Raw genomic sequence first — 23,936 nt, 5'->3', positions numbered from 1 at the left:
GTTCCCCGCCTCCGGCCCCTCCACCGGAGAGAGCACATCGGGGAAGGGCACCGGAACCGGAGGAGCCGCCGTCCCCGGAGAGCGCCTGCCGCGGGGAGAGTCGGACTTCACCGACCAGCCGCGGATCTGGCGGAATGATTATTCGTTGTTGGAGCCTGCGGTGTTGGGGGAGTGGGTGCCGGCGCTGTCGGTGAGTGTGGTGGTTCCGGCGCATGGGCATCCGGAGAAGCTGGCGCTGGTGTTGGCTTCGTTGGCTGCTCAGAGCTATCCGGCGCATCTCATGGAGGTGGTTGTGGTGGATGACGGTTCGCCTGAGCCGTTGGTTCTGCCGGAGGTGTGTCCGGAGAACACGAAGTTGTTGTCCTCGGCTCCGGGGGGTTGGGGTTCGGCGCACGCGGTCAATACCGGGGTTGCTGCTTCGTCGGGGCAGGTGGTGTTGCGTTTGGATGCGGACATGTTGGTCTATCGGGAGCATGTGGAGTCCCAGATGCGCTGGCATCACCTGATCGACTACGGCGTTGCTCTCGGGCACAAGCTTTTCGTGGATTTCGATCCGGCGGCTTTGACCCCCGAGCATGTTCGGGCGGAGGTGGGGGCGGGTCGTGCCGAGGAGCTCTTCGACAGGGAGAGCGCAGACCCGCACTGGGTCGAGCGCCACATCAACCAGCACAACCGGCTGCGTACCGCCGGACGCCTGTCCTACAAGGTCTTCGTCGGGGCCACCGGGTCCCTGCACCGCGACCTGTTCGACGCCGCCGGAGGCCTGGACGCCGCCCTCGTCCTGGGCGGCGACACCGAGTTCGCCTACCGCGTCTCCCAACAAGGGGCCGTGTTCGTTCCGGATCTGGACACCAGCAGCTGGCACCTGGGACGCACCCAGATGCAGACCCGACGGGACGCCGGAACCCGCTACCGATCGCCCTATGTCTCCAACCGGGTGCCCGACTTCCACCTGCGCCGCAAACGCCCCGAACGCCAGTGGGACGTCCCCCTGGTGGACGTGGTCCTGGACGCCGCCGACCACACGCTGGAGGAGGTCGACACGACCGCCTCCGCGCTCCTGGACGGTTCCACCCCGGACCTGCGCCTGTGGCTGCGCGGCCCCTGGGACGCTCTCCACGACGGCCGCCGTTCACCGCTGGACGAGGACCTGCTCGACCCGCGCCTGATCCAGGAGACCTTCCGAGGCGACCCGCGGGTGCGCTTCACCGGTACCGAGCCGCCTCTGGACCCGCGGGTGCCCTTCCGCCTGACCGTCGCCGCCGGCTCCCACCTGGCCAAGGACGCCCTACGCGACCTGGTGAAGGAGATCGACCGCGAAGGCGCCGGGCTGCTGTGCGCGCCCCTGCCCGGCGCCACCCGGGCCGGAGACGGGGTCCTGCGGCTGGAGCGCACCGCCGCCTATGCCCGCGCCCGCCACCTCGCAACTGAGGCCGCTGACGGCGGGCTCGACCGGGTCGTGGAGGAGACCCAGGGCACCCACTGGATCCCGGGGGAGCGGTTCGTGGCCGCCGCGAAGACCGAGCCCGGGAACAAGCCGGGAACCACACCCGAAGTACTCGAGAAGCGCCTCGAACGGGCCCTGGTCGAGGCCGACCGCCTCCGCGCCCGCGCGGAGCGGGCCGAGCGCAAGCTGCGCTGGTTCACCCCGGGGCTGGCTCGCAGGGTGCTGCGCAAACTGGCCCGCTGAACCGGACCCGCTGAACGGGGCCCGGCCGGGTCGGTCCCGCCGGCCCGGCGGCCCCGAGCCGTCGCCCCCTGTCGGACGATATCCCTGGTGTGTCGGGTGCGCAGGGCCTCCTCCCCACCCGACACGCCCATCACTAGGCATCACTGGGTGTAACCATCTTGGCTACGCTGTGTTTCTAGAGTGGCCCGCCCCCACGGGCGCCCGTCCCGCTCAGCCAACACAACCGAGGTCGCCCGATGATCACCTCCGTCGTTCGCCAGGCCCTGCGCACCCGCGGTGACGAACCCGCACTCCTGTGCCACACCGGAGACCACCGAGCCTCGCTCCGGGAACTCTCCAGACTGCGCCTGCGCCCCGACGACCACCTGATCGACCTGGACACGCACCGCCTGGGCGACCCCGTGGACGTGGCGGGGGTGGGCGGTCCGGGCGAACCGGAGGCCGTGGGCCTGATCGCCGTGGTCGCGGCCAGCTTCACCGACCTGCGCCGCTCCCTGACCACCGCCACCCACCTTCCGCCCACCGTCCACCTGGTCGTTGCGGTCGCCGACACCCCCGGCCACCAAGGGCCGCTCATCCCGGCCCCGCCCGGTATCGACGAGTGGCACGGCCTCCAAGAACTGAGGGTTCGGCGGGTCGGCCAGCGCGGCTGGCTCTGCGACCTGTACTTCCCCAACGCCATCGAGACCGCCACCGCCCTCGACCACGTCCTCAGCGGTACCGGCGGACGCAGGCGCGGCCCCCGGAACGTCCCGCTCGGCGCCGTCCACGGCCCCGAAGGTGCCCTGTGGCGGTCCGGCGACGTCTCCTCCACCGGGGTCGACGCCACCGGACCCATCCCGAAGCGCCGGGTCACCCCCATCGCCGACCTGGTGGCCCGGGTCGACGACAGCACCGGACTGCCGGAGTGGCAGGACCCGGCCGTCCCCCACGTGGACGTCGCCACCACCGAATCCCGCTCCTGGGCGGCGCTGGCCGTGCCCGGAGCCCGTGCCGCACGCGTCACCGAACCCGACCCCGTGACCACCGTCGCGCCCATCGACGAGCGCGCCGTCAACCCCGCCGGCTTCACCAAGAAGGCCGGCGGCCCCATGGGGGACCTCACCGTCCGCTTCGACCGGGCGGTGGTGTGCGAGGGAAAGCGGATCCTGTTCACCGTCCCTGCCGACGGCACCATCACCGACCTCGACATCGGCTACGTCCGCTACCTGCGCGGTATCCGGGTGGACTGGTCCGGGCACGGCGGCCCCACGGCCGCCGTCCGGGCGGTGGCCCACCTGGCCGCCGGAGGGGTCCCCCTGGTCAGCGGCCCCGTGCCCAGCTGGGCTGCGGGACTCGGGCAACCCCTGCGTGACCTGCTCACCTCGGTGTCCGAGACCGACCTGCGCGAACCCCTGACCCGCGAGGAGCACAGCGTCCGCCTCCGCCGGGCCGCCCTGCGCACGCACGGTCAGGCCGCCCGCTGGCGGGCACTGGCCGCGCGCGCCGGTGTGCCGGTCCCGCCCGAACCCCGGATGACGGTGATGATGTGCACCCGCCGCCCGGAGATGGTGGGCTTCGCCCTCGCCCAGATCGCCCGCCAGCGGGGCGCGCGGTTCGAGGTGGTCCTGGCCCTGCACGGGTTCCCCGCCGCTCTGCCGGAAGTGCGGTCGGCCGTCGACGCCTTCGCGGCCACGGGCGTGCCGATCAGCGTGTACGAGGCGGAGGCGGACCGGGTGTTCGGATCGGTGCTCAACGAGGCGGCGGACCGTGCATCCGGCACCGTGATCGCCAAGTGGGACGACGACGACTGGTACGGGCCGGACCACCTCGCCGACATGGCACTCGCCCGCGCCTACTCGGGTGCGGACGTCGTGGGCATCAGCCAGGACCTCGTGTACCTGGAGGAGCTGGACCTGACGGTCTGGCGCAGCTACCGGTCCGAGAAGCCCTCACCGGACGTGGTCGGCAGCACCATCACCATCGACCGGTCGGTCTTGGAGGAGGTGGGCGGTTTCCGCCCGATCCCTCGGGCGATCGACAGCCAGCTGCTCTTCGCGGTGCGCCGCAACGGAGGCCGGATCTACCGTACCCACGGCCTGGGTTACCTGCTGCGCCGGGCCGGCCAGGGCCACACCTGGTCCGCGGACCTGGGCTACTTCCTGCGCAGGAACTCCCACCAGTGGTCCGGCTGGCGGCCCAGCGCCCTGCTGGAAGGCGAACCCGCCCCCTTGGGAGACCACACGAGCGTCGAGTACACGGGAGGACACCGGTGACCACCTCAGACAACGCTCCGCTGCGTGAGTCGGAGCGGACAGAACCGGGGCGCCCGGGGCCGGGATCGACAGAACCGCGACCTGCGGAACAGGGGTTGCCGGAACAGCGATCAGCGGGCCAGGGAGCGCCGGGCCGGGGAATTCCGGAACGGCCCGCGACAGCCCAGCCGCGGATCTGGCGGAATGATTATTCGTTGTTGGAGCCTGCGGTGTTGGGGGAGTGGGTGCCGGCGCTGTCGGTGAGTGTGGTGGTTCCGGCGCATGGGCATCCGGAGAAGCTGGCGCTGGTGTTGGCTTCGTTGGCTGCTCAGAGCTATCCGGCGCATCTCATGGAGGTGGTTGTGGTGGATGACGGTTCGCCTGAGCCGTTGGTTCTGCCGGAGGTGTGTCCGGAGAACACGAAGTTGTTGTCCTCGGCTCCGGGGGGTTGGGGTTCGGCGCACGCGGTCAATACCGGGGTTGCTGCTTCGTCGGGGCAGGTGGTGTTGCGTTTGGATGCGGACATGTTGGTCTATCGGGAGCATGTGGAGTCCCAGATGCGCTGGCATCACCTGATCGATTACGGCGTTGCTCTCGGGCACAAGCTTTTCGTGGATTTCGATCCGGCGGCTTTGACCCCCGAGCATGTTCGGGCGGAGGTGGGGGCGGGTCGTGCCGAGGAGCTCTTCGACAGGGAGAGCGCCGACCCGCACTGGGTGGAGTCCTTCACACAGCGCAAGGACGGCCTGCGCACCGCCCACCACGAGGCCTACAAGGTGTTCGTCGGGGCCACCGGGTCCCTGCACCGCGACCTGTTCGACGCCGTGGGCGGGATGGACAAGGATCTCGTCCTGGGCGGTGACAGCGAGTTCGGCCACCGCGCCGCCCAGCACGGGGCCGTGTTCGTTCCGGACCTGGACACCAGCAGCTGGCACTTGGGGCGCTCGCAGATGCAGACGCAGCGCGATGCGGGCACCCGCTTCCGGAAGCCGTTCGTGGCCAACCGGGTGCCCGACTTCCACCTGCGCCGCAAACGCCCCGAACGCCAGTGGGACGTCCCCCTGGTGGACGTGGTTCTCGAGGTCGCGGGCCGCACGCTGGAGGAGGTCGACACGACCGCCTCCGCGCTCCTGGACGGTTCCACCCCGGACCTGCGCCTGTGGCTGCGCGGCCCCTGGGCCCGCCTCGACGAGGGGCGGCGGCCGCTGCTGGACGAGGACCTGCTCGATCTGCGACTGGCCCACGAGACCTTCCGAGGCGACCCCCGGGTGCGCTTCACCGGTATCGAACCCGGCCCGGACCCGCGGGTGCCGTTCCGCCTGTTCCTGGGAGCGGGGCCGACCCCGACCCGGGACGCGCTCGCCGAACTGGTGCGGACCGCCGACAGCACCGGAGCCGGACTGCTGTGCGCGCCGCTGCCGGGCAGCACGCTCGCCGACGAGGGTGTGCTGCGCCTGGAACGCACCGCCGCCTACGCCCGAGCCCGCCACCTGGAACCCGACGCGAGCGGTCGGGACCTGGACCGGCTGGTGGAGGAGCTCTTCGGCCTGCACTGGGCCCCCGCCACCGGGGTCATCGAGGAACCCGCGGAGCTCTCCGGGACACCCGAGGGCGAGGCGACGGAGAGCGTGGCCCAACTGCGCGCCCAGCTCGAACAGGCCACGGCCCGAGGCGACCGCATGCGCCGACGCGCGGAGCGGGCCGAGCGCAAGCTGCGCTGGTTCACCCCGGGGCTGGTCCGCAGGGCGCTGCGCAGACTGGCGCGGTAGAGCTCCGGCCAGCAGGGGCGCGGCAGTGCTGGGGCGCCGTAGCGGCGCGCACGGTTGCGGAGGGGCGGGAGACCCGCCCCCTCGAACCGTCGGTCAGGGCACCCAGAGCCCGAGGCTCTCGGCGACCAGGGCGGGACGCTCCTGGCCCTCGATCTCCACCGTGTGCGCGGTGCTGACCAGGTAACCCTTGGGGGTCTCCTTGACCTCGGTCAGCTCCACGCCGTCGCGTACCCGGGAGCCCACCGTGACGGGCTGGAGGAAGCGCACCTTGTTCAGGCCGTAGTTGATGGACATCTGGGGCTTCTTGGTGAGCGAGAAGATGCTCTGCGAGAAGTGGGCCAGCAGCGACAGCGACAGGAACCCGTGCGCGATGGTGGCGCCGAAGGGGCCCTCAGCGGCTCGCTCCGCGTCGAGGTGGATCCACTGATGGTCCTCGGTCGCGTCGGCGAACTTGTCGATGCGGCTCTGGTCGATGGTCAGCCAGTCAGTGTGGCCCAGGTGTTCACCCTGGGCGGCGATGACCTCGTTGATGTCGGCGAATACGCGCACCGAGAGCCTCCACGTTCATCGGGGGTTATGGTGCGCGCCACTCTACCTAACGGTGTTCGGTTAGGGGAGTGCAGGGCTGCTCCCTTACGGGGTGGCGGCACCCGGATTCCGCGTCGTCCGCGACTCCAGCACCACGGTCCGCGCCGTGTACCCGGACAGTAGCGAGCGGTCGACGTCGTGTCCGAGGCCCCGCTCCGCCAACGGCACCGGCACGACCCCGTCGTGCGCGCGGACCGGAGGGATCACCAGGTCCCGGCCGCGCGTCCCGGCCCCGGGCATCTCCACCGGCAGGGTCGCCCCGGAAAGCGACGCCAACGCGACCGTCGCGGCCCGCCCCACCCCGGTCAGGGCGGAGGAACCGCACCACACCTGCCAGCCCGCGTCGACCGCTTGATCCACCGCCCTCCGGGCCGCGGTCAGGCCGCCCACCCGGGCCGGGTCGACGTTCACCGCCCGGCCCGCCTCGGCCCGGACCGCGTCCCGGAGGTCCTCGATCGAGGAGAGTGGGCGGTGCAGCGCCACCGGCGTCCGCAACTCGGCGTTGAGCCGGGCGTGCGCGGCAAGGTCGTCGGGGGCGAAGGGGTCCTCGATCGCCAGCAGTCCCAGGCTGTCCAACGAACGCAGCGCGTCCAGATGGGCCTCGGACTCGGTGTACCGGCCGCCCGCGTCCACCTGGAGGACCAGGAACGGGAAACTGCCCTGTACGGCCCGGACCACATCGGTGTCCCAGCCCGGCTCGATCTCCAGCCGGATCCTCCGGAACCCCGCACCGACCTGGCGGTTCACCTCGGTGACCACGGACTCCACGGTCACCTGCCTGGGCAGGGAGACCCCGGCCGTGAGAGCGGTCCGCTCCCCGCCGAGAGCGTGCGCCAAGGGCGTGGAGCGCTGACGGCTCCACAGGTCCCAGCAGGCGGAGTCGAGGGCACCCACCAGCGCCGGGTCCCAGGGCAGGTCGGCGAAGGCCTCGGTCACCTCGGTCGGGCGGCGCCACGAGTGCTCGAGAAGCGCGGGCGCGAAGGTGCGGGAGAGGGCGTCCCACTGTTCGGGGGTGGCCCGGGACACCTCACCCCAACCGCTCACCGCGCCGTCCGAGACCCGGACCAGCACCGGAGCCGCCCGGCCCGCACCGCGACCGGCCAGCGACGGCCGGAGCCGCACCAGCTCGAGCTCGACGATCCGGGTCACCGTTACCGCGCCGGTGTGTGTCACTACAGTCCCATTTCCTGAGGTCGGGGCCCGGTCACAGGCCCCAAGGTCGGAGGGCCCACCATTCGACGGTACCCCCGCCGGGTCGGGCCGACCACCCCGCCGAGCCAACGGGCAGCCTGGTCGGACGGGCTTTGTGACTTTTCGTACGGATACCCGTACCGCCGAGGGCAGACCTCAACCGCGCCGAGGCAGCTCGGGCCGCGGGCCCCCACACGGCTGAGGGCCCACATGACGGTGGGGCGGAGGGGACGCGTACGCCCTACCTCCACCCCACGTAGTCCTGAGGCCTGCTTCCGCCCGGTAGTTCCCCCGGCCCGGTTGCTTCCGCGGCTCAGCCCCGCCGTGTCAGGCGAGAACCTCGGACAGTTCGCGGTACTTCATCTCGTGCGCCTCGGCAACGGGGGCGTAGACGAGGTCGCCGTCGAAGGTGTTGAGGCCCTCGGCCAGGGCCGCGTCGTCCCGCAGCGCCTGCTTCCAACCCTTCTCCGCCAAGGCCACCGTGTAGTGCAGCGTGTCCTTGGTGAGGGCGTGGGTGGAGGTGTTCGGCACGGCCCCCGGCATGTTGGCGACGCAGTAGAACACGGTGTCGTGGACCGTGAAGGTCGGGTCGTCGTGCGTCGTGGGGCGGGAGTCCTCGAAGCATCCGCCCTGGTCGATCGCGATGTCGACCAACACGGCGCCCGGCCGCATGCGGGAGACGAGTTCGTTCGTGATGAGCTTGGGGGCCTTGGCTCCGGGGACGAGGACCGCGCCGATCACCATGTCCGACTCCAGGGCGCACAGCTCCAGCTCGAAGGCGTTGGACACCACCGTCTTGACCATGCCCCGGTACAGCTGGTCCACGTGGCGGAGCTTGTTGACGTTGAGGTCGAGAACGGTCACGTCCGCGCCCATGCCCACCGCGATCTGGATAGCGCTCAGACCGGACACACCCGCGCCGATGACGGTGACCCGCGCCGGACGCACGCCGGGCACGCCGCCCATCAGGACGCCGCGACCACCGTTGGGGCGCTGCAGTGTCACCGAACCCACCTGGGGGGCCAGGCGCCCGGCCACCTCCGACATGGGGGCGAGCAGCGGCAGCGAGCCGTCGGACTGCTGCACCGTCTCGTAGGCGATGCCGGTGACCTTGCGCTCCAGCAGCGCGTCCGTGCACTCCCGCGACGCCGCGAGGTGCAGGTACGTGAAGAGGGTCTGGCCCTCGCGCATACGGTGGTATTCGGCGGGCACGGGCTCCTTGACCTTGAGGATCAGGTCGCCGGTCGCCCACACCTCGTCCGCGGTGCCCAGGATGGTGGCACCGGCTGTCTCGTATTCCTCGTTGGTGATGGAGGAGCCGAGGCCGGCGTCGTGTTCGACGAAGACCTCATGGCCCCGACGGGTCAGTTCGTGGACCCCGGCAGGGGTGATCGCTACCCGGTACTCGTGGTTCTTGATCTCACGGGGCACGCCGATGCGCACGGTTCCTCCAACTGGTATCGCCATCGATACCTCCCACTGTGACCTGCGAAGGCGCGTGAACGCTATCGCCATTGTGCATAGGTATGCGTTGCCATGTTGACAGGCTGTAAGTGCCTTGTGTGGGGTGTGACACGGGGATATCCGTGTGGATCCCCGGTGCCCTACACCGCCTCTCCCGAACCGTTCCCCTTCGGCAGGCCCGCCAGCCACACGCGCTCGACCCGTCCGGTCAGCCGCATCCCCGCGTAGGGGCTCGGGTCCGACCCCGGGACCATCACGGCCTCGTCCTCCGCGAAGGCCACCAGATCGGCGTCGAAGCCCTCCCGGATGCTGCCCCTCCCGCCCAAACGCATGAGCTCGGCCGGGGCGCGCGCGGTCCACCGGTTCAGGTCGACCAGGGACAGGCCCCGCTTGCGGAGCGCCGTCCACAGCGCGGACAGGCTCCACTCCAAGGTGTGCAGCCCGATCGCGGGCCGGTGGCCTGATCCCACGGTCCGGATCGCCGACCTGTCCTCCCGCAGCGCGCTCCACAGGGCCTTCCGGTTGGCGTCGGAACGCAGTGGCGGCCGACAGGCGTGCACCGGGGACTCCGGACCGGGGAATTCGGAGGGCAGGCACAGGTAGTGGGGACAGGTGTGCGCGGTCAGCTCGACACCCACCGAACCCGCGGCCGCCAGCAGCGCCGCGCACTCGGCCGCGGTGAAGGGGGACACGTGGGTACGCGCACCCACCACCCGGGCCGCCGCGATCACCCGTTCCAACCCGCGCCGTTCGGCCCGGGGCGGCCGCTGGTCCGCCGACACCGGCGGGGTGCCCAGCTCCCGTGCGTCCTCGGCGTGCACCAGCAGCAGGGCGTCCAGCGTGGCGATCTCAGCCATCGCCTTGCGCAACCGGGCGTCGCCCAAGGCGCCCATGTCCGGGGCGCCCCCGTCCGACAGTGACCCCTGAAAGGCCACCACCCCGCCCGCTTGCAGGTCCGCCAGGTCCAGCGGCCCCGTCCCCTGGGTCACCCCGCCGAGGAAGGCCACGGGGACGGCCGACCTCGCGGCCGCCCGCTGGTGCACCTGGAGGGTGGCGGAGCAGGTGATGGCGGGACGCCCAGGGGCAGGAGAGGCCACCACACAGGTGACGCCGCCGCGCAGCGCCGCCTCGCCCACCAGACGGTAGGACTCGGACAACTCCTGGCCGGGTGCGTGCACACCGGTGTCCAGGTCGATCGCGCCGGGCAGCAGGGCGGTGGTTCCGAGGTCGACGACCTCGCGCGCGGGCAGATCGGACTCGTACGGGCGCACGGCCTCGATCCGGCCGTCGCGGACACCCACCGCGGCGGCCCGGACCCCGTCCGGTGCCACCACGCGCCTCGAACGGATGACACTGTCGAACTCGGGCATCGCCCTCCCCCTTCGTCGTGCGCTTGCGGTGCGGCTGAGAGGCGGGTGCCGTCGCGAGGCCGCGCAGGGGCACGGCAGCGAGAATCGCGGTATCGAGGGGGCGGTTCGCGGCCTCTCCCGGGGAAGCCGAGCCTATCGTGCAGGCCTCTCGGAGAAGGGGGAAACGTCACTTTCCCCACCCGCCCGGTTCCGGGCGCCCACGACCGCACGCGAAGCCGGTGGGGAAAGGGGGATTGGCGCGGGGCACCCAGTCCGACACCGTGTAGTCAACGGTCTAACCTTGATCGAGGTGTTCCTCCGTGCACGGCCCCTGCCGGATCCCTGCCTGGACAGCAGTGGGGTGGCCACCACGGCCAAGAGCGCTGACCTGCTAGCTGACCGCAATCGACAACGGAGTGTTGTGTGGCTCCTCCCTCTGTGAAGGACACATCCTTGGAACGCCAGGACGAGGCCCCCGGCACGGCCAACGTCCCCCTCTACGTCCTGATTGCCGCGCTCGTGTGCACGACCGCACTGGGCGCCACCCTCATCCTGGGCGGCTCGGTCTTCCCCGAGGTCATCCCAGGTCTGCCAGACGCCGGTGAAGCTGTCCGCTGGGGCATGCCCATCGCGAAGACGGTCATGGACGCAGCCGCGGTCCTGACCATCGGCCTCCTGCTCATGGCGGTCGTGATGCTCGCCTCGGAGAAGGGGCGCCTGACCGAGCAGGCCACCGGTTACGTCCGCGGCGCGACCTGGACCGCCCTCGCCTGGACCCTCGGCACCGTGGCCACCCTCTACTTCCAGGCCTCGGAGTTCCTCGCCAAACCGGCGGGCGAGGCCACGATCGACGAGGTCACCGCCTACGCCGGCTCGGTGTCCGGCGGCATCGCCCTGATGTTCGTCATCCTCATCACGACGGGCATCGCGCTTTTCGGCCGCACGACCACCACCGCCACCGGCGCCCTCTGGCTGCTGGGCGCGGCCCTGGTAGCGGTCACCCCGCCCGCCCTGACCGGGCACTCGGCCTCCTCCGGCTCCCACGAGCTGGCCGTCACCGGGCTGGCCCTGCACCTGATCTCCATCTGCGTGTGGGTGGGCGGCCTGGCCGTGGTCACCTACCACGCCACCCGCAAGGACGGCCAGGACCCGGCGGTCGCCGCCCACCGCTTCAGCCGCCTGGCCCTGTGGGCCTACGTCGGTGTCGCGATCAGCGGCGCGGCCAGCGCCCTGGCGCGCCTGTACTCCTTGGAAGACCTGTTCGGCACCGAGTACGGGCTCATCATGGTCGTGAAGGTCGTCCTCTTCGGTGCCCTGGGCGTGTTCGGCTACGCCCACCGCACCCGTGCGCTGGTGCGCATCGACGGGGCACCGGAGGGTAAGGCCGGCCACCCGTTCCGCCGCCGGATCTTCCTGCGCCTGGCCGCGGTCGAGGTCCTCATCATGTCCGCCGTCATCGGGATCTCCGTCGGCCTGGGCCGCACTTCGCCGCCCCCGCCGATGGAGGACACCGTGGACCCGGCCGCCGCCATCCTGGGCTTCCCCATCCCGCCCGAGATGAGCGTGCAGACGATCCTCACCCTCTGGCGGCCGGACCTGTTCTTCATCATGTTCGTCGTGATCGCCGGAGCCCTGTACCTGGGCGGCGTCTACCGGCTGGTCAAGCGGGGAGACAAGTGGCCGGTCGGCCGCACCGTCGCCTTTGTCTCGGGTCTGCTGACCATCGTCGCGGTCCAGCTCAGCGGATTCGCGACCTACGCGATGATCATGTTCTCCATGCACATGATCCAGCACATGGTGCTGGCCATGGTCACCCCGATCCTCCTCGTGCTGGGCGCACCGGTGACGCTGGCCCTGCGCGCGCTCCGGCCCGCCGAGAAGCGGGGCGACCGGGGACCGCGCGAGTGGCTCAACGCGTTCCTGAACAGCCGGTTCTCCCACTTCGTGACACACCCCGCGGTGGGCGCCCCGATCTTCGTGTTCAGCCCGTACGCGCTGTACTTCACGCCGCTGTTCCCCATGATGATGAACGACCACCTCGGTCACCTGCTCATGGGCTTGCACTTCCTGGTCTCGGGCTTCCTCTTCTACTGGGTGATCATCGGGATCGACCCGGGCCCCCGGAAGCTCCCGTACCTGCTGCGCATCCTGTTGCTACTGGTGGTGATGGGCTTCCACGCCTTCTTCGGCATCGCGATCATGGAGCAGGCGGCGCCGATGGCCATGCAGTACTACGGCCAGTTCGAGATCCCCTGGATGACCGACCCGGCCATGGACCAGTACGCGGGCGGCGGGATCGCCTGGGCACTCGGCGAGATCCCGACGCTCATGGTGATGCTCGCGATGGTCGTGCAGTGGTCGCGCGACGACGAACGGCAGGAGCGCCGCAGGGCGCGGCACAGCCGCCGCGGCGGCTCCGATGACGCCGACATGGACGCCTACAACGAGTACCTGGCCGAGCTCGACCGCCGTTCGCGCGGTGTTCGGGCCCCCGGCGCCCAAGAGCAGTCGGGCCCGGCGACCACCACGCTGGAGGCACCGGAGACCGAGAACCCGGAAGCCGAGGGCTCCGAGAACGGGGGCTCGGGGACTGACGGTTCGGGGACTGGCGGCTCAGGGACTGGCGGCTCAGGCACCGGTGAGGACCCCGAAGGCCGGTCCAAGGACTGAACCGGCCGGACAGCAGCAGCCGAACCCGTACGGGGGCGCGCCCGACCGGGCGCGTCTCCGTCGCTCTTTTCTGAGGGCAGAATCGTTCTCCGGACAGCCAAGATCCCTGGACCTCGCGGGAGATCCGGTGTTGGCTCAACGCCATGACACCTTTCCGCTTCGGGATCAACACCGCCAGAACCGACCTCGAATCCTGGGCCGAGGCCAGCCGGACCGCAGAGGAGCAGGGCTTCGACGTGCTCCTGGCGCCGGACCACCTGGGATCGGCCTCGCCCTTCGTGCAACTGGCGGTCTCGGCCGCCGTTACCGACCGGATCCGCCTGGGCACCTACGTGCTCAACAACGAGTTCTGGAACCCGGCCCTGCTCGCGCGCGAGGTGGCCACCCTCGACCGCCTCTCCGGAGGGCGGTTCGAGCTGGGACTCGGCTCAGGGCACATGAAGTCCGAGTTCGAGGACGCGGGGATCCCGTGGCTGCCGCACGCCGACCGCACCGCGAACCTGGAAGCCAGCCTGGAGGAACTCGACCGCCGCCTGACCGAGGGCGGGCAGGAACCCCAGCCGCTCCAGCGGCCCCGCCCACCGCTGATGATCGGCGGACACGGGCCCAAGACCCTCCGGATGGCGGCCGAACGCGCGGACACCGTCGCTTTCAGCGGCCTGACCCAGGTCCGGGGCGAGCAGATGGGCGTCTTCGGTGTGGCCGGGGCCGAAGAGACCCGCCAGCGCGTCGATCTGGTACGCGAGGCGGCGGGGGAACGTGCGGACGGGATCGAGTCGAGCGTGCTCGTCCAGACCGTCGTGCTCACCGACGACGCCGAGAAGGCAGCCGCGGAGATCGCGGAGAAGCTCGGGGCTGACAGGCTGCCCCAGGGCGAGTCCCTGCTGGACTGCCCGTATCTGCTGGCCGGTACGGCCCAGGAGATGGCGGACACGCTCCTGCGGCGCCGCGAGGAGTACGGGTTCACCCATGTGGTGACCCACGGACCCTTCCGGGACGCCCTCGCCGAGGTGATCCCGCTGGTCCGTGCCGCGGAGGAGAAGGAGCGGGCCGCGGGCTAGGTCGCGTGCTCGGATGTAGGGGATCGCAGGAGGGCGTTCTGGCGGGACGAGGGACGGCCGCGGGTCAGAGCTCGGGGGAGTTGGCTATGACGGCAGCGGCGACCTCCACCGCGGTCTCGCAGGCGTCGTCCGCGCTGACCTGCACGAACAGCTCGTGTTCGTCGGAGGTGGCCACGTTGAGGTTGCAGGAGTCGGGGAACTCGGTGGTGAAACCCGGGTAGCCCTCGACGCTCGCGAACTCCTGGTCGTCCTCTCCAGCGAAGGCCGCGGCCACGGTGGTGGCGACCACCGTCTCGTCCGCGTCCTCGAACTCCTCCACCCGCACGTCGACGCTGGAGTCGACCTGGTCGGTGTAGAAGCAGTTGGTGTCGGACTGCGGGCTGCCGCCGCCGCCCTCGGCGAGGATGCCCAGGTCGGCAGCCGTGTCGTCGGGGAGCAGGTCGCAGGGGTGATCGGCGGTGGGTTCCAGCGGTGCCACCTCGAACTGGCTGATGGAATCGCGGTCGGCGAGTTCGACCTCGCCCGCACAGGCGCCGACCAGTATGACCGAGGCCGCCGTGACGGCCCATCTCCACCCGCGCACCGTTGCTCCGCCCGCTCTTCGTCGTCTGGGTCCGGGACTCCCTACCACGGAGTAGGCGAGGAGCCCCGGCACGAAGCTACAGAGCGGCACGGTGTGCTGTGGAAGATGTGGCCGGATGCGGCCACAGGGGTGGACAGGAGCGCGTGGCCCGGTTTCTGACACGCCGTGTGACGTGGTGCGGGCAGCGGCAATCAGGCGACGAAGGCCGTCACACCCGTCACGAGCAGCCCCAGAGCCAGGCAGACGCCCAGCCCGCCGAGCAGCACCGGGGCCGAGGGCTTGATCCGGCTGAGCCCGGACCGGCCGCTCACCAGGGCCTGACGGCGGGCCAGGACCGGAAGGAGCGCGACGTTCACCGCGTACATCAGGGCGGCCACCGTGCTCGCGGAAACGAAGCCCATCCAGAAACCGGCACCGTTGGACATCACGTTCAGCGAGGCCAGCGCCGGCAACAGCACCAACAGCACCACCGAGGCGGCCCCGAAAATGGTGAAGAGCCGGGGCGAGGCCCCGCGCGCACTCCCGGAGACCACGAGGAGAAGACCGACCAGGGCCGCCATCATGATGGCGCCCCCGATTCCGAACACGGCGATGTTGACCAGCGAATTCACGCTGGCAATTGTCGCACCGCCCGCCGGGTGCCCCGACCCGGGGTGCCCTTGGCGTCGGCCTGGACGGGAGGGTCGGAGAGCACGCCGAAACGCCTATCGGGCGTGCTATCGGTTCGGGCGTGCTCGGTCTGGTGAACCTGTGCTCTGGGGCTTGCTGGTGCTGCTGTCAGTGGCCTGTGTGTCAGTGGCCTGTGTATCAGTGGTCTGTGTGGGTGTGGGGTCGTGCACCGGTGTGGGGTTGACCTCTGTGACCTGGGTCAGCGGCGCGTGGAGGACCGCGGTCGGGTGCGGGTGGTTTCCCCGTTTCCTGCCGCCCGATGGTGGCCGTCTCCGCTGCGCGCGTCAAGGTCGTCGCCGTCGAAGCGCTGGCGCGCTATCGCAGGCGCTCCACCTTGACCCGCTTCGCTACGACGGCGGGTTGGCGGCTATCAGGAACGGGGGAGGTGTGGTCGGGGTAGCAATGGTCCGGCCTTCGGCCGGGCCTCAACTGCACGGCCTGACGGCCGTCAACGGCCACTGCGCCGGAGCGTTGACGCCTGGCGGTGTCGCGGCTGGTCATGCTCTGCTGCGAACCCCGAACGGCACGGCCTTCGGCCGGGTGGGCCACTGCGCCGGCGCTTCGACGCCTGGGGGTGTCGCGGCTGGTCATGGTGGGCGGCGGACACCCGGGGGTGGAGGACTCGGTGCCTGGGCATGGGCGTGTGCGGGTAGGGGCCCGGCGGTGACGGGGCCGACCCTGGGGTTAGTGGGTGGTTAGGGGTGTGGGGCTGGGTCCCCGTCCCCATCCGGGTCCCCGCCCCGGCCCTGTCCTCGGTTTCGGGTGCGACCGGCCCACATGCGGCGGTCTTTGCGTACCGCCCACCGGTGCTTGATCTGGTTGTGGGTCGCGCAGAGCGGCTGGATGTTGGTGGCGCTGGTGGTGCCGCCCTGCCAGAACTCCACGATGTGATCGGCCTGGGTCCAGGGCAGCGGCACGTCGCACCCGTACTGCCAGGCGCAGCTGGTGTGGCCGTGGAAGGCGGCCGCGCGGATGCGGGGCGGGGCCAGCCGGCAGGAGCGGCCCACGTCCAGGACCTGGCCGTTCTTCTGCTCCACCACCAACCGGCGGATCCAGCTCTCACCGAGGAGTTCACGCACCACCGAGATGGGCACGACCTGCCCGGTGTCGGTGGTGGCCGGTGCCGCGTCTTCGGCTTCCTCGTTGCCGGCCAGGGAAGTGGCGGGCACGGTGATGTTGATCAACGCCGTGGCCGTGGTGGGGGTGTCACACCCCTGGTGGGACTGGGCGAAGCCCAACGCGGCCATCAGGGCGTCGTAGGTGCGCTCGTACTTGGACAGCCCGTCCTCGGGGTGGAAGGGCACCTGGTAGTTGTCCAAGGCCACCTGGATCCGCAGGGCGTCAGCGGGCGAGCCCCACACCTGGAAGAGGAAAGTTTTGTCGAAGGTGGTGACCAGTTGGGCGCCCCGGGCGGCGTGGGCGGCCGCGTGGTCCTTTTCCACCTTGTTGGGGTTGAGTCGCATGCACAGCTGGTGGGCGAAGTGGGTGATCTGGCCCACCGACATGTTCGGGCGTGATTCCTTGAACCCCAGGATTCCGCATTCCATTTTCGCCCGGAACAGCTCCGGGTCGGGGTGGTCACCCTTCTCCCTTTTCTCCACACCCGCGTCGGCGCCCTTGATGACGGCGGCGGCCTCGCCCACCGACAGCATTCCTTGCGCCAGTGCTTCCCGTGTGGGGGTCATTTCCTGGCGGAATTCGGCCCGCCCGATCAGGGCCAGGTCATTAGCTTGCGCGGCGGGGATGCCGAAGGCGTGGCGCAGCCACGCCTCCAGGCTCTTCTGCCCGCCCTGCTCCAACAGCTGCCCGGTGGCCTCGAGCTGGGCCAGGCGGGCGGCCATGGACACCTTGATCTGGTCGAGCTGTTCCCACACCCGGGTGGCCTGGTCCAATACCTCACCTGCCGCCCCGAGGGGCACGTCGCGGCCGAAGAAGCCGGCGCTCTCTTCCCGGGCAGCGTCCACCGCGACATCCACCGGGGTGTGCCCGGTGGGGGTGGGTGCTTCAGGAGAGATCGTCATGATTCCATTGTAATCGAAAAGGCGCGAGAAAGGGAGTGTTACCTGCGGTAACTTCAGATCCCTTTCCCCGGAGGTGCGCCCCGGAGGCCTTTTCGGGTGCCCTTTTTCGGCCATCCCCCAGGGCTTTTATGTCCGCGCCTGTCCTGGTGTTTATATCCACTTGGAATTCCAGGTCGCTGATAGGGGATGACCTTGCCCCTGTCTCCACTCTCGACGGCCGAGGGTGGAGACAGGGGCAAGATCATCGGGAAAAGGCCGCCGAGAGGTGTTCGCAGCAGAGATTGACCGGCCGCGACACCGCCAGCCGTCACAGCGCCGGCGGAGTGGCAGGTATCGGCCGCCAGGCCGACCGGGGTTCGCAGGGGTGATTGACCGGCCGCGACACCCGACCCGTCAACGCTCCGGTGGAGTGGTGGCTGACGGCCGCCAGGCCGTGCTTGTGCCTTTGGGCCCTCCGGGCCCAAAGGGCCCATCGCCACCCCGACCACACGTCCCCCGTTTCCTGATAGCCGCCAACCCGCCGTCGGAGCGAAGCGGGTCAAGGTGGAGCGCCAATGATGCGCGAAGCGCTCGATGGCGACGACCTTGACGCGCGCAGCGGAGACGGCCACCATCAAGCGGCAGGAAACGGGGAAAACCACCCGCACCCGACCGCGGTCCTCCACGCGCCGCTGACCCAGGCCACAGAGGACAACCCAACTCTTCGAATCAACACCACAGACCGCTCTCCGGACTACCCACGGGCTCTGCTGTGGTGCTCCACCTCTGCTGTGGTGCTCCACCTCTGCCGTGGTGCTCCACCTCTGCCGTGGTGCTCCACCTCTGCTGTGGTGCTCCACCTCAGCCGTGGTGCTCCACGCGGGAGCCGCCAGCACCCTTGACCACCGTGAGCCGGGTCGTCACCCGTTGGCGCAGGTCGGCGACGTGACTGACTACCCCGACGGCGCGTCCGCCGTCGCGTAGCCGGTCCAGTACGTCCAGGACCTCCTCCAGGGTGTCCTCGTCCAGTGTCCCGAAGCCCTCGTCCACGAACAGGGTGTCGATCTCGGTACCGCCCGCCTCGGCAGTGGCGACGTCGCCCAGGCCCAGCGCCAAGGCCAGTGAGCTGAAGAAGGTCTCACCACCGGACAGCGTCGCGGGGTCGCGCTCCGCGCCCGTCCAGGCGTCCACTACACGCATTCCGAGGCCGCCCGCGGAACGGGCCCTGCCGTCCCCGGCGGCCTTGTCCACCGTGTACCGCAGCTCGTACCGTCCGTCGGACATGGTCAGCAGCCGTTCGTTGGCGGCGGCCACCACCTGCTCCAAGCGGGCAGCCAGCACGTACGCGGACAGGCGAACGCTGTCGGTGTTGTCCGGAGACGTACCGGCCGCCAGGGTGCTCAGCCCCTGTGCGACCGCGTAGCGGCGCAGCACCGGCTCCGAACCGGCCAGCTGGTCGGCGAGCTCGGCGCGCAGGTCGGCCAAGCGCCGGGCCCGCTCGTCGAGCATGCCCTGCCAGGCCACCGCACGGTCCGCGCGGCCCGCGGCCTCCTCCGCTGCCGTGCCCAGCGCCGCCAGGTCCGGTACCGGCTCGGTCCCGGCGGCAACCAGGTCCGGGTCGGCCAACTGGGCCTCGGCCGCCGCCCACTGGTCGTCGAACTCCCGGGCCCGCGCACGAAGGTCGCTTCGGGCCCGCTCGTCCAGGGCCGCCGCCAACACCGAGGCCTCGTCCTCGAAGCGGGCATCCGCCCGGTGCCGCTCCGCCTCGACCTCGGCGGCGCGCACCTCCTCGGCGGCCCGGCGGCGGTGGTCGACGGCGTCCGCCGCCCCGCGCAGCAGGTCGGCCTCGCCGTGCAGCCGGGCGATCCGCTCGGCCAACCCCGGGTCCGCGCCCCGGGCCCGGTCCAGCAGGGCAGTCAGGCGCTCGAACTCCTTGGCGCCCTCCCCCCGACGGGCCACCAGCTCGCTCTCCTCCCGAACCAGCTCACCCTCCTTTGTGCGTGCCCGCTCCAGGTCGGCGGTGACCTGGGCCAGCTCCTCGTCCAGGCGCTGGGCCTCACGGGCCGCGGCGCGGGCTTCGGCCAGCTCACCCTTGCGGGCTTGGACCTCCTCGTCGGCCGAAGCCACCGTGCGCTCCTCGGCACGCTCGGCGGCGGCCGACCGCCGCTCCCGCAGCGACACCAGGGCGTTCTCGGCCTCGGTCCGCCGGGTGGCGGCCTTGTCGGCGGCAGCCTGCGCGGCCCGCTCCTCCGCCGCCGACACCAGGCCCGCCTCGCTGGGTTCGGCGGGGGAGGGGTGTTCGGTCGCCCCGCACACCGCGCAGGCGACACCGTCCGACAGGTCGGCGGCGAGCTCGGCCGCCATGTGACCGATCCGGCGCTCCCGCAGCTCCTGAGCCCGGTCGCGTGCGGCCTGGGCGGCATCGACTGCCTTCCTGCGGGCCTCCTCCGCCCGTTCGACCTCGGCACCGAGCCGCTCGTGCTCCACGGCCGCCCCGCGCCGCCGCTCGGCCAGCTCCAAGGCCGCCTGGGCGGCGTCGACCAGCCCGGTCCGCTCACGGGCGCGCCGCAGCTCGCCGGTGACCGTCTCCACCCGGGGCGGCAGTGCTTCGACGCGCTCGCGGGCCCGGGCTGTCTCGGTGCGCAGGGCGGTGAGCCGCCGGTCCAACCCGGCGATCTCCCGGTGCAGCGTGCGGCGGCGCTCCGCGTCGCCGCGCAACAGGTCCAGCTGGGCGAGTTCGTCCCGGCGGGAGCGTTCCGCCGAGCGCAGTGCGGAAGGGGCGTCGGGACCGCCCAGGGTGTCCGCGTCCACATCGGACAGGCCGCCCACCAGGGACAGCCGGTCGGAGACCGCCACCACGGCCTTGTCGAGTTCGGTGCGGCGCTGGTCGCGGGCACGGAGGAACGGCAGTACCGCGTCGGCCCGCTCGGCGGCGGTCAACCGCTCGTCGAGGCCCGCCCGGTGCTCGCGCTGCTCAGCGAGCAGAGTCCGGCGTTCGCGCGCCCCGGCCAGCCGCTCCTGCCGGGTGCGCAGTGCGCGACCGGCGGCCAGCGCCTCCTGGGTGCGGTCCCGGGTCTCGGTGAACTCCCCGGTGACGTCCTCGGCGTCCCGTGCCGTGGCGGTCTGCACCGAGGCCAGCTCCGCCGCCCAGGCGGTGAGCTCCGCGGGTGTCTCCGGGGCGGCGGACCGGCCGACCTCGGCGATCCGACCGGACACATCGCGCACCCGCTCGTCGGCGGCACGCACCTCGCGCTCCAGCTTTCTGGCGTGCCCGCCGAACCACTCCTCCACGTCCCGGAACACCCGGGTGTTGAAGATCCGTTCCAGGGACTTGCGGCGGTCGTCGGACTTGGCCCGAAGGAACTGGGCGAAGTCGCCCTGGGGGAGCATGACGATCTGGCAGAACTGGGTCAGCGTGAGCCCGACCAGGTCGCCGATGAACTGTCCGGCCTCGTCGGGGCGGGTGGTCACCCCCTCCCACTTGCCTGCCACCAGTTCACTGACGATCACCTTGGCGTTCTGCGAGACCGTGCCCGCGCCCCGCTTCTTGGGGCGCTCCCAGCGGGGGCGGCGCTCGATCCACAGCCGACGGCCCCGAACGGTGAACTCCAGCGTCACCACGGGTTCGAGAGCGGGCGGGGAGTGGTCGCTCTTGGGCGAGCGGTCCTTGCTTCGGGCTCCGGGTGCGTTGCCGTACAGGGCGAAGCAGACCGCGTCCAGCACGGAGGTCTTGCCGGCGCCCGTGGGGCCGTGCACCAGGAAGAGCCCGCCGTCGCCCAGCCGGTCGAAATCGACCTCCTCGGTCCCGGCGAAGGGCCCGAAGGCCGTCATGGTGAGGGTGTGCAGCCGCATCAGCGTGCCCCTTCCTGGAGCCGGACCTCTTCGACCGCCCGGTCCACGAGCTCGCGCTCCTCGGGGCTGGCAGCGGTACCCCGCGCCCACTCGACGAAGTCGGCGACAACCTCGCGCTCGGGGCGTTCGGCCACCGCCGCGGTGACGGTGCGCCGGTCGTCCGCGTCCCCTTCGGGGGCGAACTCCAGCAGCAGCGTGTGGGGGAAGCGTTCGCGCAGCCGGTCCATGGGCTGGGCCGGGCGGCGCGGGTCGGTGAGGGTGATCTGCAGCCAGTGGCCGGTGTAGCGGCCCCACTCGTCGCCGGTGAGGAGGTCGTCGAGGCGGCCCCGGATCCGGGCGAGCGGGCGGGGGACCGGTGCTTCGACGAAATCGGCGCCGGCAAGCCCGTCGGCGTCCAGCTCCACCACCCAGTACCCCTTGCGGTGGTGCTCCTCCGAGAAGGAGTAGGCCAGCGGGCTGCCCGGATAGCGCACCGACGGGGTGATGGTCTGGCGCCCGTGCAGGTGCCCCAGGGCCACGTAGTCCACACCTTCGTAGGCAGAGGCGGGAACGTGGGAGGTGCCGCCCACCGAGATGTCGCGTTCGCTGTCCGAAGGCTCGCCGCCGGTGACGAAGGCGTGCGAGAGGACCACCGACCGGGTGCCCGGTCGCCCCTCGAGGTCGGCCCGGACCAGGTCCATGGCGTGCCCGATCGCCGCGGGGTGGCCGCGGTCGGGCAGTTCCCAGTGGTGGCGGGCGATCTCCGGTTCCAGGTAGGGGATGCCGTAGAAGGCCACCGGCCCGTGCGCGTCCTCGACGACCACCGGGGTGCCGATCCCGTCCAGGGAGCTGCGCAGGTGGACCCCGGCGGCGTCGATCAGGTCCGTGGCGAAGGCCATCCGGGTCAGGGAGTCGTGGTTGCCGCTGATCAGTACCGCTCTGGCGCCGGTGGCGCGGATGCGGCCGAGCGCCCGGTCGAACAGGCGCACGGCGTCGACCGGTGGCAGGGCCCGGTCGTAGAGGTCGCCGGAGACCACCACCACGTCGATCCGTTCGGTGTGGATGGTGTCGACCAGGTGGTCGAGGAACGCGGCCTGGGCCTCGATGAGGTTCTCCCGGTGGAAGGAGCGGCCCAGGTGCCAGTCCGATGTGTGCAGCAGGCGCATGGAACTGGACATTACCCAAGATGCACCCGGTCCCGCCGGGAGAACGGTGACGCCTGTGGATAAGACGCCTGTCGACAACCGGTGGCCCGTGGACGACCGGTCAGAGCTTGCGGGCCAGGGTCAGGCCGTCACCGATCGGCAGCAGGACCTGGGCGACGCGGTCGTCGGCGGTGAGCCGGTCGTTGAAGTCCCGGATGCCCTGGACGTTGGGGCTGTCCTGCTCAGGGTCCACCACGCGCCCGTGCGAGAGGGTGTTGTCGGCGAGGAGCAGCCCGCCGGTCCGCATCCTGGGTACGAGCTCCTCCCAGTAGTCGACGTAGCCGGTCTTGTCCGCGTCGAGGAAGGCGATGTCGAACTGGGGCTCCTCGGGGAGGAAGCGCAGCGATTCCAGGGCCGGTCCGATCCGCAGCGTGATCTTGTCCGCGACCCCGGCCCGCTCCCAGTAGCGGCGGGCCACCGCGGTCCACTCGTCGCTGATGTCGAGGGTCAGGAGCGTGCCGTCCTCGGGGAGGCCGCGGGCGAAGCAGATCGAGGAGTACCCGGTGAAGGTGCCGATCTCGACCGCGTTCCGGGCTCCGGAGAGCTGGGTGAGCAGGGTGGTGAACGCGCCCTGCTCGGGGCCGATCTGCATCCCTTGGTGGTCGGGGAAGCGTCGGGCGGTCTCGTCGGCCAGGTCGGCCAGGACCTCGTCCACGGGCTCGCTGTGGGCGACGATGTAGGCGTGCAGTTCCGGGGTGATGCTTTCTGAGGTTCGAGTCACGCACGTCAGCCTAGAAGGCACCGCCCCGCCATGCCAGGAAGCCCGACCGGGCCGCGGCCTCCGGTGCCCCGGGCCCGAAGCTGTTCCGGGAGGAGCCGCCGCGGATCACTGGTGGTCAGGGAGCATTTCGGGCCAGTCGAAGAGGTAGATCGAGCCGATGATGATGCCGATGGTCAGCAGGGGGGTGACCACCTTCTGCTCGACCGGGCCGTCGGTGGCGAAGCCGCGTCCCTGGCCGATGCGCTTCTTCCAGAAGGGCCAGAAGATCGGTACGCCCATCCTGGTGACCATGTCGCCGAAGAAGTGCAGGACGATACCGAAGGCGACCGCCAGGCCCAGCCAGGTGTAGTTCACGCCGGAGGAGAACAGGGCCAGGGTGATCGCCGCCGTCGCCAGGGCGTTGATCACCCCTGAAGCCGTCCGGTTCCTGTCCATGCCGAAACCCAGGCCCTGGAGGGCGATACCGATCAGCAGGAACACGAAGATCTGGACGGCCAGCTCCGACCACAGGGCCAACGCCTGGACCAGGACACCCATGAGCACGGCGAAGAAGAACGAGTGCGTCCCCATCCGGTGCCCGCCGAAGGCCCAGTTGAGGATGTCGCTCAGAATCTCGGTGAACTTGCCGTAGGTCTTGGTCACCGTCGCGCTCTTGTGGTCGACGTCGGGCAGGAGCGCCGCACCCGCACAGACGAGCGAGCCCGCGACGATCTCACCGGGACCCAGGTCGAAACTGAGCCCGGGGAATTCCATGCCCTGAACGAGTGGTACGACCGCCATCCAACCGACCACGCCACTGAGTGCGTGCGAGTGCCCCATCATGGCGGGAACCGTAGCGGAGTCCGTCATTCACCGCGAATCAGCGAACGGATTCGGTCAGGGAACAACAGCCACTTAACTCCCAGTAAACA

16 protein-coding genes are annotated in these 23,936 nt (G+C 70.8%); 5 read left to right on the top strand and 11 right to left on the bottom strand.

What is annotated here, in order from left to right:
- The first annotated feature begins 85 nt into the window (after window positions 1-85).
- The 3 genes from ACYVDG_RS19820 (at window position 86) to ACYVDG_RS19810 (ending at window position 5,693) form a co-directional block, all read left to right on the top strand.
- A complete protein-coding gene (locus tag ACYVDG_RS19820; RefSeq protein ID WP_460755330.1) occupies window positions 86-1,690 on the top strand; it encodes a glycosyltransferase family 2 protein in 1,605 nt (534 codons plus the stop codon).
- A 236-nt stretch (window positions 1,691-1,926) separates the two neighbouring features.
- Window positions 1,927-3,945, top strand: a complete 2,019-nt coding sequence (locus tag ACYVDG_RS19815) for a glycosyltransferase family 2 protein (protein ID WP_460755114.1) — start codon at window positions 1,927-1,929, stop codon at window positions 3,943-3,945.
- A 140-nt stretch (window positions 3,946-4,085) separates the two neighbouring features.
- Window positions 4,086-5,693, top strand: coding sequence for a glycosyltransferase family 2 protein (locus tag ACYVDG_RS19810; protein WP_460755327.1), 1,608 nt, complete (start codon window positions 4,086-4,088; stop codon window positions 5,691-5,693).
- A gap of 93 nt (window positions 5,694-5,786) precedes the next feature.
- On the opposite strand, the gene ACYVDG_RS19805 is transcribed toward ACYVDG_RS19810, so the two are convergent.
- The 4 genes from ACYVDG_RS19805 to ACYVDG_RS19790 form a co-directional block, all read right to left on the bottom strand.
- Window positions 5,787-6,242, bottom strand: coding sequence for a MaoC family dehydratase (locus ACYVDG_RS19805; protein WP_460755108.1), 456 nt, complete (start codon window positions 6,240-6,242; stop codon window positions 5,787-5,789).
- A gap of 84 nt (window positions 6,243-6,326) precedes the next feature.
- The gene (locus ACYVDG_RS19800) at window positions 6,327-7,454 is read right to left on the bottom strand and encodes an enolase C-terminal domain-like protein (protein ID WP_460755104.1); all 1,128 of its coding nucleotides are present in this window, start codon (window positions 7,452-7,454) and stop codon (window positions 6,327-6,329) included.
- A gap of 345 nt (window positions 7,455-7,799) precedes the next feature.
- On the bottom strand, window positions 7,800-8,915 hold the full coding sequence (gene ald / locus ACYVDG_RS19795; protein WP_460755324.1) for an alanine dehydrogenase: 1,116 nt from the start codon (window positions 8,913-8,915) through the stop codon (window positions 7,800-7,802).
- A gap of 161 nt (window positions 8,916-9,076) precedes the next feature.
- Entirely contained in the window at window positions 9,077-10,306 is a 1,230-nt protein-coding gene (locus tag ACYVDG_RS19790) for a dihydroorotase (RefSeq protein ID WP_460755101.1), read from the bottom strand.
- Between the two features lie 402 nt (window positions 10,307-10,708).
- Here ACYVDG_RS19790 and ACYVDG_RS19785 point away from each other — a divergent pair, with 402 nt between their 5' ends.
- Both ACYVDG_RS19785 and ACYVDG_RS19780 read left to right on the top strand, forming a co-directional pair.
- Entirely contained in the window at window positions 10,709-12,955 is a 2,247-nt protein-coding gene (locus ACYVDG_RS19785) for a cytochrome c oxidase assembly protein (RefSeq protein WP_460755098.1), read from the top strand.
- Between the two features lie 143 nt (window positions 12,956-13,098).
- Complete coding sequence (locus tag ACYVDG_RS19780) at window positions 13,099-14,016, top strand: TIGR03621 family F420-dependent LLM class oxidoreductase (protein WP_460755095.1); 918 nt, start codon at window positions 13,099-13,101, stop codon at window positions 14,014-14,016.
- A gap of 64 nt (window positions 14,017-14,080) precedes the next feature.
- On the opposite strand, the gene ACYVDG_RS19775 is transcribed toward ACYVDG_RS19780, so the two are convergent.
- The 7 genes from ACYVDG_RS19775 to ACYVDG_RS19745 all read right to left on the bottom strand — a co-directional run bounded on the left by ACYVDG_RS19775 (window position 14,081) and on the right by ACYVDG_RS19745 (window position 23,847).
- Entirely contained in the window at window positions 14,081-14,599 is a 519-nt protein-coding gene (locus tag ACYVDG_RS19775) for a DUF3558 family protein (RefSeq protein ID WP_460755090.1), read from the bottom strand.
- A gap of 191 nt (window positions 14,600-14,790) precedes the next feature.
- Window positions 14,791-15,219 carry a hypothetical protein gene (locus ACYVDG_RS19770; protein WP_460755321.1) on the bottom strand — a complete coding sequence of 143 codons (429 nt, stop codon included), beginning with the start codon at window positions 15,217-15,219 and terminating at the stop codon, window positions 14,791-14,793.
- Window positions 15,220-15,963: 744 nt separating this feature from the next.
- A complete protein-coding gene (locus ACYVDG_RS19765; RefSeq protein WP_460755087.1) occupies window positions 15,964-17,289 on the bottom strand; it encodes an HNH endonuclease signature motif containing protein in 1,326 nt (441 codons plus the stop codon).
- Window positions 17,290-18,129: 840 nt separating this feature from the next.
- Window positions 18,130-21,120 carry an AAA family ATPase gene (locus tag ACYVDG_RS19760; protein ID WP_460755082.1) on the bottom strand — a complete coding sequence of 997 codons (2,991 nt, stop codon included), beginning with the start codon at window positions 21,118-21,120 and terminating at the stop codon, window positions 18,130-18,132.
- Window positions 21,120-22,277, bottom strand: a complete 1,158-nt coding sequence (locus ACYVDG_RS19755; RefSeq protein WP_460755077.1) for an exonuclease SbcCD subunit D — start codon at window positions 22,275-22,277, stop codon at window positions 21,120-21,122. Before ACYVDG_RS19755 ends, ACYVDG_RS19760 begins: the two co-directional genes overlap by 1 nt.
- 88 nt (window positions 22,278-22,365) lie before the next feature.
- Window positions 22,366-23,025: an O-methyltransferase gene (locus ACYVDG_RS19750; RefSeq protein ID WP_460755074.1), complete on the bottom strand. Its 660-nt coding sequence runs from the start codon at window positions 23,023-23,025 to the stop codon at window positions 22,366-22,368.
- A 105-nt stretch (window positions 23,026-23,130) separates the two neighbouring features.
- A complete protein-coding gene (locus tag ACYVDG_RS19745) occupies window positions 23,131-23,847 on the bottom strand; it encodes a metal-dependent hydrolase (protein WP_460755316.1) in 717 nt (238 codons plus the stop codon).
- Between the last annotated feature and the right edge of the window lie 89 nt (window positions 23,848-23,936).

The sequence above is a fragment of the Nocardiopsis oceani genome (assembly GCF_054777395.1).
Note: the sequence above shows the minus strand (reverse complement) of the source record. Positions and strands in the feature narration are given on the sequence as shown.